The organism is Wolbachia endosymbiont of Drosophila pseudotakahashii, from assembly GCF_026015925.1.
Classification (GTDB): Bacteria; Pseudomonadota; Alphaproteobacteria; order Rickettsiales; family Anaplasmataceae; genus Wolbachia; species Wolbachia pipientis.
This window is the reverse complement of sequence record NZ_CP110359.1, coordinates 43,950-58,867: the sequence shown is the minus strand read 5'-3', so window position 1 is coordinate 58,867 and position 14,918 is coordinate 43,950. Positions and strand designations below refer to the sequence as shown.

Here is a 14,918-nt window from a genome sequence, read left to right as displayed (position 1 = left end):
AAAACGTACTACTCAGGTCTTTTATATAACTATATTTACTATCTTATTTGGTACAGCATATACAGTGCGAACTTTGCTTTGATCGATCTTACTGGACACAGAGTCTATCGCTATTTTCTTCAATTCTTCTTGAGGTAAGTTAATTGCCACCTTGATTGTTGTACGTAATTTTCCATTGATTTGCACTGCTATAGTTACCGTATCGTCAACTAATAATGATTCATCAGCTTTTGGCCAAGGTTGACCTCCTATTTCTTGCCATAGGCTTTCAGCTAGATGTGGTATGAATGGTTCGATTACTCTGATTAATATACATATACCTTCATCAATAAGAGATTTTCCAGTTTTTACGTCTATTTCAGCTATTAAATTCGTCATCTCACGAAATTTTGCCACTACACAGTTTAATCTGCAGTTTTCCAAGTCATCTGTAAGTCCGTGTAAGAGTTTATGAATTTTTTTTCTGTACTCTAGAAGTCCACCCGTAACATTTTCATTATCATAGTGTATATTTACAGGTCTTAGCTGCATGACCATACGCCACAATTTATTTACATAACGAGAACAACCTTCCACGCCATCATCGGACCATTCCATATCTTTCTCCGGAGGAGTGTCGGACAACACAAACAAGCGAGCAGTATCAGCACCATACTTTTCTATGATAAAGTTTGGGTCAACTGTATTCTTTTTCGATTTGCTCATTTTTTCAACTTTGCCCACTTGAACCTTAGCTCCTTGTGCAATCAACTCTTTTGCTTCTGCGGGAAATAGCCACTTACCATTTTCGTCTTTATAAGTTGCATGGCAGACCATTCCTTGAGTGATTAAAGTAGAGAAAGGCTCTTTAATATCAAAATAGCCACATTTGGTTAAAGCACGGCAGAAAAATCGTGAGTAAAGCAAATGCAGAATTGCATGCTCTATTCCACCTATATAATAATCAACAGGCATAAAACGATTACACGCATCTTTGTCTATTGATTTATCTTCGCTACAGAATGCAGCAAAATACCAAGAGGATTCAAAAAAGGTGTCAAACGTATCAGTTTCACGCTCTGCTCGCTTTCCACATTTTGGGCAATCAACAAATTTCCAAGTAGGATGTTTATCAAGTGGATTGCCACCACTTGTGAATTCCACATCCGCGGACAGTATTACAGGCAGGTCTTTTTCTGGCACTGGAACAGTACCACAGTCTTTGCAATATATAATAGGTATAGGGCATCCCCAATAACGTTGTCTCGAAATTCCCCAATCGTGCAAACGATAGTTTATTGTTTTTTTGCCTATTTTTTTTTCTTCAAATTTTTTAACTATGGCTTCCTTTGCTTCACTAACCATTAATCCGTTTAAGAATTCGGAGTTAAACATTGTCCCGTCTCCAGTATACGCCTCCTTTGTCATCTGAGTAGCTTGACACTGCGATCCATTGTAAGAATTCTGGTCACGCGCTGGAATGACACCTAAGTGGGCTGAAGAAATAACGGGAATTATCGGCAAATTATATTTCTGTGCAAATTCAAAGTCACGCTGATCATGTGCAGGGCAACCAAAAATCGCGCCTTCCCCATATTCCATCAACACAAAATTCGCTATGTAAAGCGGCAATTCCTTATCAAGAAATGGATGTTTGACGTTTAATCCGGTGTAAACTCCTATTTTTTCATCGTTCTCTCTTTTCGATTTTATTTCTTGGATCCCAGTGTCAAGCACTGGGATGACAACAGAAGAACCATTCTTTAAATCCTGCACAATAGGATGCTCTGCTGCCACTGCACAAAAAGAAGCCCCAAACAAAGTATGAGGATAAGTTGTAAAAACTTTTAATTTCTTATTCAGGCCAACTACTTCAAACTCTATAGTTGCTCCTTCAGATTTTCCTATCCAACGCTCCTGCATTGTTTTGACTTTTTCTGGCCAATTTTTCAAACTTTGCAGACACTTGAGTAAATCTTCAGCAAAATCAGTAATCTTTAAAAACCATTGGGACAACTTACGTTTTTCAACAACTGCACCTGATCGCCATCCTTTTCCATCAACCACCTGTTCATTTGCAAGCACTGTTTGGTCCACTGGATCCCAGTTAACCCATGATTCTTTTCGATAGGCAAGCCCATGCTTTAAAAAATCCAGGAAAAATTTTTGTTCGTGTTTGTAATAATCAGGCTCACATGTGGAGAGTTCACGCTCCCAATTATAAGAAAGACCTATAGATTTCAACTGTGTACGCATATTATCTATATTCTCTTTTGTCCATATTTCGGGGCTAATATTGTTATCCCTTGCTGCATTCTCAGCTGGTAATCCAAACGCATCCCAGCCAATTGGATGCAAAACCTCAAATCCATTAGCTCTCTTGTAACGCGCTATCACATCCCCTATTGCATAGTTACGTAAGTGTCCCATATGAATTTTACCAGATGGATATGGAAACATTTCCAACACGTAACACTTTTCTTGTTTACCACTCTTGCTTACAGAAAAATCCCATTTATCTTGATAAAATTTTTCAACACTTTTAAAATCATATTTCATATAAATCCAAATTCAATTACAGTTCATATGCATCAAAGGATCAACCGCTTGGCCATTATGTCGTATTGTGAAACACATCTGTGGATCTTTATCTTGTGTGCTTGATTTACCTGCAGATCCAATTACTTGACCTTGCTTTACTTTATCGCCAATTTCAACATGTATGTTTTTTAAATAGGAGTACACAGTCATGTAATTATCTTTGTGTTCCACTATAATTAAATTCCCATACCATCTCAGCCCTTTGCCTACATATATCACTTTGCCTGGTGCAGAGGAAACTACGTTCGTTCCATTTTGAGCAGCAATTTTTATGCCATCCTTACACATTTCATCAGAAGAGGTAGCTGAACCTTTAACTGGCATTACAAATTTACAATTTACCCCCACATTTTGTGTATTATTGTTATCTTTGTATATCCTATTTATGATGGCTTTTCTACTTTCTTTTTGCACTGAAGGCTCCCTAATTAAATGGTACTCTCTTGTATATTCCAGATCTCTTTTTCCATAAAATTCTTCGCCTTTAAGCAGCACAGGTGCAGGTTTTTGCAGGCCACAGCCTATTAATATTGCTAATAACATAAGAAATGAGGCTATATGCCACATTTTAAACTCTCACAAAATTCCAAAATTTTAGCGAGACGTAGTGTTTCACGCCTGCTTGTTACTTTCCTCGTTATTTATTTTACTAGTTAAATAGTCCCTCAAATCGGTGAGTTCTTGCAACAAATTCTTTGCGACTTTTATATCATTACCAAATTCTTTTTGCACTCCTTTTATTGTATATCCTTTATCATATAGCATGTATTTTACTTTCTTTATGGCCTCTATACACTTGCGATCATATAGCCTTCTTCCTTTACGCTTTGTAGGCTTAATTTGATGAAATTGACCTTCCCAAAATCTCAAAACATGCTGTTCCAAATGTAGCTCTTCAGCTACTTCCCCAATCGTATAAAATAATTTTTCCTTGTTCATTAATTATTGATTGATTTTTTTATAATTTTTGAAGGCCTAAAAGAAACTGAATTTCTTGCCTGAATCATCACTTTCTCCGATGTATTTGGTATATTTCCTGGTCTTTCCTTCTTTTTCTTAACCAAGAATGTTCCAAATGACGATATTTTTACTATTCCATCCTTTACCAAGCTTGTCTTTATTTCGTCCAATATATCATCTATTATCGAAACAGAGTCTTCCTTTGATAATCCTATTTCTTGGTTTATATCTCCAGCTATCGTTGCCTTAGTTACTGTTGTGTCTTTTGTTGTAACGTGATCCATTATTGATAAATATTACAATACGTAAATATAATATAGCAATCGACTCGAGATTCAGCTACTTTATTTTTTAGAGTATGTCTCTTTTGTTGCATAATTTAAAATACCGGCAACTATCAATATCGCAAATATTGCAAAAAGTGCCATTTTATGATCTGTAAAAAGTGCTAACATTGACACTATAACTCCACTGCCAATAAACATAAATCCATTGATAATGGATGATGATGTGCTGATGTATTTTCGTTTCACAATCTCGCTGCCGACAGTAAAATTAAGCATATGTCCTCCCGCAAAAAACCCGAACATTAACATACAAAAGTACACAACGTGGACTGTTAAATGGCTGTATAGTAAAATAATAATTGAGACGCCTTGCAATAAAGCAAAAGCAGAAATTACATGTTTCCTATTTTTAAATAAGTTTGAGATTCGATCTGCAATTGGAGCACCAACTGCAAGACCAAGCCATAGTATTGCAGTTGCTATACCTGACTCCATTGCATTGAGTTCTGAGTTGCCCAGTAACCTTGGAGCCCACAAGGTATTAAGTGCTAAAAATGTTCCAAAAGTAATAGCACCCACCACTGAAGTTATCCAGATATCTCTTAATTTTAGCACTGTTAATATAGAGCACATTACTGTCTTCATAGAGCTTTTTATTGTGCGCTTTTCTGAGCTGCTTTCTGGAAGTGTGCTTGGACAAAAAAGCGTAAGTACAAATATCAACACACCAAATAGTATTATGCATACAATCAGATTTTTCCAATATGCATCTTCGGCAAGCAAGTTAGAGAACAGTATTTGAATTACCAAAGCAGAAAGGCTTGAAATTGTCTGCACTAGTGAAAACATTAGTCCAAATTGGGCAGCGGAAAAACATATGCTACTTGTGTGAGCAGCACCAATAAAACCAAATGATGCTCCAGTTGCAATCAACACTTGAGACAAAATCAAATGGGAGAAATTGTCACTATTAATAAGGACAAAAAACCCCAAGATCATAGTTGATAACGAGAAAAAATAAATTTTTTTACTGGAAAAAACATTAAACGTTGCTCCACTAAAAAATTGTAAGATGGCGAAAGTCCAAGTATATACTGAATTAGCCAGTGCAACTTGCGCGATTGTAAGTCCAAGTTCCTTTTCGAGATTTACACTTATAAAGGTATAAATTATCTGCATGTTGCTGAATATAACAACCAAGTTACTAATCAGCCAAATGAACCAAGCCTTAGCTCTGCTTTCCATAAGATTTATTTTTATAAGTAATCTATTAGAAATTTAACACTAAGTCTCTTTTTAAGCTATTGTTTCCTGACTACTGTTATAGCTAACCCAAAAAACGGTTTCCCTACGTCATGCCGCCGCGGTATCTCTTAGCCGCTAACAAGCAGCGGGATGACGATTGTCAGGGTGTCATCCCAGCGCCCCTATGATGTCATCCGAGTAGCCAACACTGGTTTCCATCCAAGACGGTGTCATTCCAGTGCTTGACACTGGAATGGCTTTGTTGCATCGCTACTTATGAAAGGCTAACTATAGTTAGGATTATAAGCAACCTATTGAAAATCTTGTTTTTTTGCAATCAATCTGATCAAATTTAAGAATAGTAATTTGTTATTTATATTAATAAATTTAATTCTATTGAAAATAGCTAAAGCATTGAAATTCTTGAATTTTAGCCAGATTAGTGAGTGGTAGTGAAATTTCTTTTACTCAAATTTAGGTATTCACTGACCGTTCTTGTTATAAATACCAGAATAATAAGCTACTGATATTCGCTGTCTTTTTTATCTTTAATCCATCATAGCTAGCGATGCAACAAAGCCCACTGGAATCCAGACTTTAATCGTTATACTTGTAAATAATCTGGTGAAAATAAACGTTCATCTCAAAATGCAGTATTTTTGTTGAAATAGCTCAACTGGATCCCAGTGTCTGGGCACTGGGATGACACCATAGGAGGCTACTTGGATGACAAAAAAAGGAGCACTGGGATGACAGCAGTCCTACGTCATACCGCCGCGGTATCTCTAGATCCCGCTAACAAGAAGCGGGATGACGAGCTTATCGTCACGCCGCCACGAACCGTCATACCGCGATTCATTCGCGGTATCTCAGCCGCTAACAAGTAGCGGGATGACGGTTGTCAGGGTGTCATGAAAGTAGCTGACACTGGAATCCAGAAAAAAAGAAATATGTATCAGCTACTTTCATTTGCTGCGCCTCGAAAATAAACGTTCATGTAGCTAAGCCATAAATCCAGTATAAAGACCTTTAATCATTGGCTTCGTAGTACTTCTCAACCAACTTATTAAGTAACCTTACACCAAAACCTACTGCTCCTCTTGGACAAATGTCAGTACCTTTCTCGTGCCAAGCAGTGCCTGCGATATCTAAATGTGCCCAGCAAGTTTCATTCACAAAACGCTGTAAAAACTGTGCAGCCATTATGCTATCTCCGCCAGAACCTGCAGGAGCGATGTTTTGAACATCAGCAATCGGTGAATCAATAATTTTGTCATAAGTTTCATTCATAGGAAAACGCCATAACTTCTCATTTACTTCATTTCCTGCATCAATCAGACGGTTTGCTAATTCATCATTATTTGAAAAAAGACCAGCATATTCGTTATTTCCAAGTGCAACCACTATAGCACCAGTTAAAGTTGCAAGATCAATCATAAATTTTGGTGAGAATCTGTCTTGCGTATACCATAAAGCATCTGCAAGTATGAGCCTTCCTTCTGCATCGGTGTTCAACACTTCTATTGTCTGTCCAGACATTGAAGTTACTACATCACTTGGTCTTTGAGCATTACCACCCACTGCATTTTCTGCAAGTGCGACCACACCGATCGCATTTACTTTTGCTTTTCGTCCTGCTAAAGCATGCATCACCCCAACCACAGTAGCAGAGCCTGCCATGTCATATTTCATTGACTCCATACCACGTGAAGGTTTGAGTGATACTCCACCAGTGTCAAACGTTATACCTTTACCAACAAAAGCTATTGGCTTTTGTTCTTTAGCAGCCCCATTCCATTTTATCACTACTAATTTTGGTTCTTTACTACTTCCTTGTGCAACTCCAAGCAAGGCTCCCATTTTTTTCTCTTCCATCTGCTTTTTATCAAGCACCTCGATTTCAAGGCCAAGCTTAGTAAGTTCTTTTTTTATATGATCAGCATAGGATTCTGGATATAGAATGTTAGGAGGCTCTGTTATAAAAGAGCGCACAAGGAATATACTCTCACCTTCTTGCCTTAAGTGCTCAAATGATCTTTCAGCATTACTTAATTGCTTATCTTTTACTAATACGGTAATCTCCTCTACCTCTGTAATTTTCTCATCCTTTTTAGTTTTATACTTATCAAACTTAAAACTACGCAGAAACGCACCATATGCAACATTTGCTGCACTACCTTCGATTAAAACTGCTGCTTTTTTAATTTTTAATCTGCTTAGCTCACAATATATTTTACCACCAATATTTAATTCTTTATTTTCATTCCATTCATCCTTCTTACCCAGTCCAACAACTATAACATTTTTTTCTTCTGGCAAAGCAGTAGAGAAAAATTCACCAAAACTTCCATTGAAATCGCTAAATTGCTTTATATTATCTATGACCTGTTTTCTTTGCAAAACTCCGCTATCATTTACGGTTTCGTTGTCTTCAAATAAACCCATTACCATTGTTTTAAAATCGGGCGAAATTTTAGAAATTGTTATTTTCATTGCTGGTATCTCCGTTGCAAATAATTGTAAATTGTACATAAAACATAGCAAAAACATCAGTAAGATATTTTTCATATACATCCTAAGTACAATAACACTTAAGTTTACTATGGACTCCCTTACATGCAAGGGTTTTTATCTTTTATTAGAGAACTTATTATATCCGCCCAAGGTAATGTTAAACGTATAGGTTTTTATGACCTGATCACTGTAAGTAAATGGTGTTATGAGAAGGCTTGCAAGCCCATTACTAACAAAATCTCCAAGAACAGGATCAGCACAATTATCGCAATTATGGTCAACAAAAAACATTTGCGTTGTGAATTCCGGAAAATCCGGATGTTGAACTAGAAAGTTAATATGTGGAGCTCTATCACCAATTTTACCAGGTGCTATCGTAATAAAATTATAATAGCCAAGATTATTCACTACAAACCTTCCTGATCCAGCAAAATTCGGATCATCCTCTATATTCTTATCGTAATGGTTCACGCCGCGTGAATTCGCGTGCCATATAGAAACTACAGCATTTTGTATTGGTAAACAGTTTATATCAGTAATTCTACCCACTATGTGTATTAATTCTCCTGTTGCACTATTTGGAGAACCAGGTTTCCTTCTTAAATTGTTTGAAGAGCTAAAATTTTTTGGCCTTGCATCAAGGTCATATATTTCTGGAGTTTCAATGCAGTTGAGCAAAACAGGATCAGCTGCAAATAGCGGCAAAATGAATACCATTTGTACTAAAAACGCTAATAAGATATTTTTCACATTCATTTCATTTATAATAGACTTCTTGCATAACCATATAACAAACTTTTATTGGAAATAGAAACGAAAAAACTTGCTTGACACCCTTCGCCAGCCCCCTTATCATAAAACTGAAGGTATTCAGTTATCTTCATCTGTGCAGATTAAACAGCAAGAAAACAACGTAGTTGGCGTTTTATTTTTAATTTTTTGCACTATGTGCACCTTATGTCTTCACAATATTTCTAGGTTTTTACCTACACAAGCTGAAACGCGCTATTTAAAACATTAAAAAACGCCAACTTAAAAAATGGATAGTGAATAACTAGCTACCCTAGGGTTTCTTTTGCCTTTTTTTCTGTTTAGTAAATTGTATCCGTTCAGCGGAGTGGTAGAATAAGGTAGACAAAGCAAGATAATAAAGATAATCATAGAGCAAAAGTGAGGGTGCGATCCGATGTCATGAAATCATGATGGTTAAATTCCATCCACCATAACATCTGGTTGAAATCATAGTTCACATTTTAGGAAATTGGCAATTTTCTAGGGTGCAAGCATGAACTAAAAGGGAGTAATATTAAACCTTATAATAAATCCTCTCGAGAAGAGTTAGATATGGTTACGAAAGAAACTTATGTTTGAATTGTCGTCATTGCAAATATGCGAAAAAAAAGGTTGATACGCATAAACCAAAAGGTACAGAGAATGGATGATTAAAATGCTCACGTTTAATCAAGATGTTTCCGATCTCTCGGCAAAAAGTAAGAACCTAAATCCAACACGAAATGGTTTCATGGAACGGAGTAACCACATGGAAGCTCTTGTTAATCTTTATAAGAGTAACAAGCAGGTAGCCAACCGCAAGTCTCTGTGTGGAGGGATTGTTTAAGAAGCTAATGCCTAGGGTAATGTCTAGGATATGCAGACGTGGACACTGTAATTTGGAAGGTAAAGTTGTAAATAGTAGTGAATATGTTATGAGCCAACAAAATGTTAGGTATGAATGGAATGAAATTCCTTGGCGCAAGCTAGAGAAATTTTCGTTTAAGCTACAAAAACGAATTTACCGAGCTTCACAATGTAATGATATCAAAAAGATGCACAATCTTCAGAGATTATTACTCAAATCAACAAGTGCAAGAACGATAGCAGTTAGAAGGGTAACTCAGGACAACAGAGGGAAAAAAACTGCAGGTATTGATGGAAAAGCTAACCTTAGTCAAAAAGAAAGATTGCAATTGGCAAACTCCTTAGATATAAGGGAGAAAGCAAAGCCATCAAGACGCATTTGGATTTCAAAACCTGGAAAGAATGAGAAACGCCCATTGGGGATACCCACTATATCGTGTCGAGCAAAACAAACACTTGTAAAAATGGCTTTAGAACCTGAGTGGGAGGCAAAATTTGAGCCAAACACTTATGGTTTTAGACCTGGTAGATCATGTCATGACGCCATTGAAGCAATATTTCAAGCGTTGAGTCGAAAGACAGCATTCATCTTAGATGCTGATATATCTGGGTGCTTTGACAATATTAACCATAATAAACTACTTGAAAAGCTCAATACCACACCAACGTTAAAGAAAATATTAAGAGGATGGTTGAAAGCAGGTGTTATGGAAAATAGAATATATAAACCAACTGAAAGTGGTACTATCCAAGGAGGAACAATTTCTCCATTGCTCGCCTGTATCGCTCTAAATGGTTTAGAAAGCTATTTAAAAGAAACAATGGCAGGTCAGATAAGAAGCTATAGAAAAGAAAAACTTGGTAGATCATGTAGAGAAAAGGCAAAAAGATCACTCAGCATAATTACTTATGCCGATGACTTTGTGGTATTTCATGAAAGTAAGCAAATTGTGCTTAAGGCAGAGATTTTAATTAAGGAATGGTTAAAAACCATTGGATTAGAATTAAAGTCATCAAAGACAAAAATTTCTCATTCATTGAATCCTCTAAAGGAAAAAAAACCAGGCTTTGATTTTCTTGGATTTACAATACGACAGCATACAGTAAAACAAGGTAAGAAAACATACAAGTTACTAATAAAATCGAGCCGCAACTTTATAAAACGATATACATTAACCGCTAAGTACAAACTTAAAGAAATGTGTGGAGCACCACAAGAAGCTATTATAAAAAACCTAAATCCACTTATTAGAGGATGGTGTCAATATTATACTTCAGTGATTTCAAGGAAAGTCTTCGAGTTACTAGATAGCGTTATGTTTAGAAAACTATGGAAATGGGCAGTACGTAAACATACAAATAAAGGCAAATACTGGATAAAGAGGAAATACTTTAAAAGGTATAAGAATGATAATTGGAGGTTTATGACAAGTAATGGAAAATATCTTATCAAACATGGAGACCATGCTATTAAGCGGCATATCAAAGTGAGAGGAGCAAAATCTCCATATGATGGAGACTGGATATATTGGAGCAGTCGTAGAGTACCAGATAAGTCACTAAGAGTGATAAAATTACTGAAGATGCAACAGGGTAAATGTAATTATTGTCAGCTATATTTTAGGTCAGAGGACATAATTGAAGTGCATCATCAAGACAAAAATAGGAACAATAATACCATAGGAAATTTGTCTTTATTGCACGGGCATTGCCATGATTATTTACATAGGAGTGTGTATGACAAACACCAAGTTAGAGAGAAGCCGGATGTGGTGAAAGTCACAAGTCCGGTTTCGAAGTCGAGTGGGGAGAGGTGACTTTCCTCACTTAGATAACTAAAAGCAGGTAACACTAAACCTCATGGTGAATCCTTGCAAACAGAGTTAGATATGATTACAAGAGGAACCTATGTTTGAATTGTCGTCAAAGCATAGTATGCGAAAGGAGGTTGAATTACGCATAGACCAAAACGGTATGAAGCAAAAGTGGAACTAAAGATTGAAGACTTTAGTTATTGATGTTCCCAGCTTCCGGCAAATAGTAGGAATCTAAGTTTAACGTGAAACGAAGCCATGGAACGGAGTAACCACATAAAAGCTCTTATATTCATTAAAATATAAGTAGGTAGCCAACCACAAGCTGCTATGTGGAAGGATTGTTTAAGAAGCTAATGCCCAAAGTAATATCTGGGATATGCAGACGTAAACACTTTAATTTGGAAGGTAAAGTGGTGAATAGTAGTGAATATGTTATGGACCAGCAAAAAGCTAGGTATGAATGGAATGGAATTCCTTGGCGAAAGCTGAAGAAATCTTCATTTAAGCTACAAAAACGAATTTACCAAGCTTCTAAATGTAATGATATCAAAAAGATGCATAATCTTCAAAAATTATTGCTCAAATCAACAAGTGCAAAAACACTGGACAATAGGGGGAAGAAGACTGCAGGTATTGATGGAAAGGCTAATCTTAATCAAAAAGAAAGATTACAACTATCATATTCTTTAGATATAAAAGAAAAAGCAAAGCCATCAAGACGCGTCTGGATCCCAAAACCTGGTAAGCCATCGGAGCATCGCCTGCTTGGTATACCTACTATATCGTGTCGAGCAAAACAAACACTTGTAAAAATGGCTTTAGAACCAGAATGGGAAGCAAAACTTGAGCCAAACACTTATGGTTTTAGACCTGGTAGATCATGTCATGATGCAATTGAAGCCATATTTGATGTGCTAAAACAGAAAACAGCATATGTATTAGATGCTGATATTTCTGGATGCTTTGATAATATTAAACATTGTGTGCTGCTTGAAAAACTTAATACCACACCAACTTTAAAGAGAATTATAAAAGGATGGTTGAAAGCAGGCATTATGGAAGATAGAAAGTTTAGTCCCACCAAACGTGGTACAATTCAAGGAGGGACGATCTCACCGTTGCTAGCTTGTGTTGCATTACACGGATTAGAGCAACATGTCAAAAAAGCATTAACAAACGAACTCTTTCAATGCATGAAAAGAAAATACGGTAGGATATCGCATAAAAACGCGCAAAAGTCTATTAGTGTAATTTTCTACTGTGATGATTTTGTCATCATACATGAAAACGAAGAGATTATTCTTAAAGCAAAAATTTTAGTTGAAGAATGGTTAGAAACCATTGGACTAAAATTAAAGCCCTCTAAAACAAGAATTTCTCATACATTAAGAACCATTGACGAAACAAAACCAGGATTTGATTTTCTTGGATTTTCAATAAGACAATATCCAACAAAAGAAAGTAAAAAAGGTTACACATTATTAATAAAACCAAGTCGTAATTCTATAAAGCAGCATACATTTGCTATTAAACATAAACTTAGAGAAATGCGTGGGGCGCCACAGGAAGTAATAATAAGGAATCTCAATCCAATAAACAGAGGATGGAGTCAATATTACTCTTCGGTAGTTTCATGTAAAATCTTTAGCTCATTGGATAATACTATACATAGAAAGCTCTGGAAGTGGGCAGTCTTTAGGCACCCAAACAAAGGGAAATGCTGGATAAAAAGAAAATACTTTAAAAAGTATAATAACGATAACTGGCGTTTTATGACAAGTAACAAGATACATCTTATTATACACAGCGATCATGATATTAAACGACATATCAAAGTGCAAAAAACCAGATCTCCATATGATGGTGATTGGGTATATTGGGGTAACCGTCTGAGAAAAATACCAGATAAGCCATTAAGAGTAATAAAACTATTGAAGTTACAACAAAGTAAATGTGATAATTGTAGACTATGGTTTAAAAGTGATGATACAATAGAAATACATCACAAAGACCGGAATAGACGAAACAACATGATCAAAAACTTATCTTTGTTACATGGACATTGTCACGATGAATTACACAGGAGGTGTGCATGAAAAGCACCAAATTGGAGAGAAGCCGTATGAGGCGCAAAGTCTCACGTACGGTTTTGAAGTCGAGTGAGGAGGGGCGACCTTCTTCACTTAGACAACAGTATGCAGATGAAACTACAGATGAAGACCTAAGGAATATAGCAGAAAAATCACCAATAGTAAAGCTAGCATATGATGAGTTAGACAAGTTTTGCTGGAATGAGAAAGATTTAGTAGCATATGAAGAAAGAATAATGGATCTACGTAAGGAAGAAGCCATTCTTGAATACAAACTTGAGGAAGGTATAGAGAAAGGAAAAATCGAAGTTGCAAAAAATTTACTTAAAGCTTGTGTATCTGTTAATTTAATAGCTGAATCTACTGGCCTTTCTCAAGCTGAAATTGTACAGCTTAAGCAAGAAGTGGCCTAAGTATCACGGTTTTCAGGGCTTTTTTAGCTCGGCAGTGGTCTGAAAAGTCCATTTTTCACTTTATAAAATGTTTATATTTTACCACCTACTTTATTTGAATAAGTTCTTCTGCCACACTCTGAACGGATACTTGAACCAGGCTCAAGTTGACAAGTAGATGTTATCTTGTTATAATAAGTAAGTAAGTATTTATTAATTTAATCTTAACTTAAGAGGGTATTTATGGTAGCAAGTTATAGTGTTTTAAAAAGGTATGCGTTAGCCTATATAAAGAAATCTGGTAGTAACAGTGATGTTAAAGAGTTTTTACAATTTTGTAATACGCAAAATACCACAAATTGGAGTGAGGAGAATTTTAAAAATGCGTATGAAAAATTTACACATCCAAATTCAAGCAATAGGCACGATACAGGAAGCAGAAATGATCAATATAACGCAGGGAATAACGCACAACCTACAGGCTCTCAGATTACACATATACATGTACACAATAGAGGTTTAGACTTTTGGGATTATTTGCTATTACAATGCTGGATGGATTCTTTATTCGGTGGACGTGGTCACACTACGGTTAATAATATAACGAATATTAACAATGGTAATACCACTCATCAAGGGAGAAAAGAGAATAAAAAAGAATCAGAAGACAGTAGAAAGCTATTAGCTTTGGGTATAGTAGCTGCAGTTGTGTGTGTTGCTTTCCATGCTGGTATGTGTTTTTGGTATAACAGCAGCAGAAAAGTGGCTAGAAAAGAAGAAAAAATAGATTGCCTGGATAGTAAATTTAAAACGTTCAGAAATATAGAATTTGCGGTTGGCGTTGTTTCTTTGGCAGCTTTGGTAGCTTGTGCTGTTTACCCAGTCTTACCAGTGTGGGGTTTAGCTATCCTTGGCGTTAATTCTCTCGTATGTTTTGCTGGTGGTTTAGCTTTTCATATGAAGCATGAGGAAGAATCAGAAAATATCGAGAAAGCTAAAGGAGCGGTAGATAGCTGTCTTAGACAAGGGCATGGTTATGGAGATTCTTCTCGTTATGATGCACCACCTCCTTACTTTTCTCAAGATCCTAATACTACTCCAACTGCTCCTCCTCAAAATGCATTTGATAATCCTTATTTGCAACAGAAGTTTGGGAATTGTAAGGGGTTCATGCGTGATAAAAATTAACAGTTTTATTTTTAGCCAAATTAATTGAATCAAGCTACAAAACCTGCTAAAGTTAACTTTGTGAAAGCACCCTTAGCTCAGTTGGATTAGAGCATTTGACTACGGATCAAAAGGTCGGGCGTTCAAGTCGCTCAGGGTGCACCACATTTTATAGGAAACAGAAGTCACACTTGAAATTAATATATGTAATACCTATCTTTAAAGGTT

General features: G+C 36.2%; 10 protein-coding genes, 1 tRNA gene and 1 pseudogene. 5 read left to right on the top strand and 7 right to left on the bottom strand.

Going from position 1 to position 14,918, the window contains the following annotated elements:
- Window positions 1-21: 21 nt before the first annotated feature.
- The 7 genes from leuS to ONI09_RS00205 all read right to left on the bottom strand — a co-directional run bounded on the left by leuS (window position 22) and on the right by ONI09_RS00205 (window position 8,342).
- Window positions 22-2,538, bottom strand: a complete 2,517-nt coding sequence (leuS, locus tag ONI09_RS00235; protein WP_265014070.1) for a leucine--tRNA ligase — start codon at window positions 2,536-2,538, stop codon at window positions 22-24.
- Between the two features lie 12 nt (window positions 2,539-2,550).
- Window positions 2,551-3,147 carry a murein hydrolase activator EnvC family protein gene (locus ONI09_RS00230; RefSeq protein ID WP_006279879.1) on the bottom strand — a complete coding sequence of 199 codons (597 nt, stop codon included), beginning with the start codon at window positions 3,145-3,147 and terminating at the stop codon, window positions 2,551-2,553.
- Window positions 3,148-3,192: 45 nt separating this feature from the next.
- The gene (locus ONI09_RS00225) at window positions 3,193-3,519 is read right to left on the bottom strand and encodes a MerR family transcriptional regulator (protein WP_265014069.1); all 327 of its coding nucleotides are present in this window, start codon (window positions 3,517-3,519) and stop codon (window positions 3,193-3,195) included.
- Window positions 3,519-3,824, bottom strand: coding sequence for an integration host factor subunit alpha (locus ONI09_RS00220; RefSeq protein WP_006279881.1), 306 nt, complete (start codon window positions 3,822-3,824; stop codon window positions 3,519-3,521). Before ONI09_RS00220 ends, ONI09_RS00225 begins: the two co-directional genes overlap by 1 nt.
- A 60-nt stretch (window positions 3,825-3,884) precedes the next feature.
- A complete protein-coding gene (locus tag ONI09_RS00215) occupies window positions 3,885-5,006 on the bottom strand; it encodes an MFS transporter (RefSeq protein WP_265014068.1) in 1,122 nt (373 codons plus the stop codon).
- A 1,095-nt stretch (window positions 5,007-6,101) separates the two neighbouring features.
- Window positions 6,102-7,604, bottom strand: a complete 1,503-nt coding sequence (locus ONI09_RS00210; RefSeq protein ID WP_265014067.1) for a leucyl aminopeptidase — start codon at window positions 7,602-7,604, stop codon at window positions 6,102-6,104.
- A gap of 96 nt (window positions 7,605-7,700) precedes the next feature.
- Window positions 7,701-8,342 carry a protocatechuate 3,4-dioxygenase gene (locus tag ONI09_RS00205; protein ID WP_265014066.1) on the bottom strand — a complete coding sequence of 214 codons (642 nt, stop codon included), beginning with the start codon at window positions 8,340-8,342 and terminating at the stop codon, window positions 7,701-7,703.
- An 869-nt stretch (window positions 8,343-9,211) separates the two neighbouring features.
- Here ONI09_RS00205 and ltrA point away from each other — a divergent pair.
- The 5 genes and pseudogenes from ltrA to ONI09_RS00180 all read left to right on the top strand — a co-directional run bounded on the left by ltrA (window position 9,212) and on the right by ONI09_RS00180 (window position 14,855).
- Complete coding sequence (gene ltrA, locus ONI09_RS00200) at window positions 9,212-11,041, top strand: group II intron reverse transcriptase/maturase (RefSeq protein ID WP_265013697.1); 1,830 nt, start codon at window positions 9,212-9,214, stop codon at window positions 11,039-11,041.
- A gap of 353 nt (window positions 11,042-11,394) precedes the next feature.
- A complete protein-coding gene (locus ONI09_RS00195; protein WP_265014065.1) occupies window positions 11,395-13,137 on the top strand; it encodes a reverse transcriptase domain-containing protein in 1,743 nt (580 codons plus the stop codon).
- Between the two features lie 95 nt (window positions 13,138-13,232).
- Window positions 13,233-13,544 (top strand): annotated as a pseudogene (locus tag ONI09_RS00190) (nuclease/transposase family protein); the annotation flags it as partial.
- Window positions 13,545-13,766: 222 nt separating this feature from the next.
- Entirely contained in the window at window positions 13,767-14,711 is a 945-nt protein-coding gene (locus ONI09_RS00185; protein ID WP_265014063.1) for a hypothetical protein, read from the top strand.
- Window positions 14,712-14,777: 66 nt separating this feature from the next.
- Window positions 14,778-14,855, top strand: a tRNA-Arg gene (locus ONI09_RS00180).
- Window positions 14,856-14,918: the final 63 nt, after the last annotated feature.

Excerpts from the sequence above, each read along its gene's own strand:
- leuS (WP_265014070.1), bottom strand. The coding sequence starts at position 2,538 with ATGAAATATGATTTTAAAAGTGTTGAAAAATTTTATCAAGATAAATGG.
- ONI09_RS00230 (WP_006279879.1), bottom strand. The coding sequence starts at position 3,147 with ATGTGGCATATAGCCTCATTTCTTATGTTATTAGCAATATTAATAGGC.
- ONI09_RS00225 (WP_265014069.1), bottom strand. The coding sequence starts at position 3,519 with ATGAACAAGGAAAAATTATTTTATACGATTGGGGAAGTAGCTGAAGAG.
- ONI09_RS00220 (WP_006279881.1), bottom strand. The coding sequence starts at position 3,824 with ATGGATCACGTTACAACAAAAGACACAACAGTAACTAAGGCAACGATA.
- ONI09_RS00215 (WP_265014068.1), bottom strand. The coding sequence starts at position 5,006 with ATGCAGATAATTTATACCTTTATAAGTGTAAATCTCGAAAAGGAACTT.
- ONI09_RS00210 (WP_265014067.1), bottom strand. The coding sequence starts at position 7,604 with ATGTACAATTTACAATTATTTGCAACGGAGATACCAGCAATGAAAATA.
- ONI09_RS00205 (WP_265014066.1), bottom strand. The coding sequence starts at position 8,342 with ATGAATGTGAAAAATATCTTATTAGCGTTTTTAGTACAAATGGTATTC.
- ltrA (WP_265013697.1), top strand. The coding sequence starts at position 9,212 with ATGCCTAGGGTAATGTCTAGGATATGCAGACGTGGACACTGTAATTTG.
- ONI09_RS00195 (WP_265014065.1), top strand. The coding sequence starts at position 11,395 with ATGCCCAAAGTAATATCTGGGATATGCAGACGTAAACACTTTAATTTG.
- ONI09_RS00185 (WP_265014063.1), top strand. The coding sequence starts at position 13,767 with ATGGTAGCAAGTTATAGTGTTTTAAAAAGGTATGCGTTAGCCTATATA.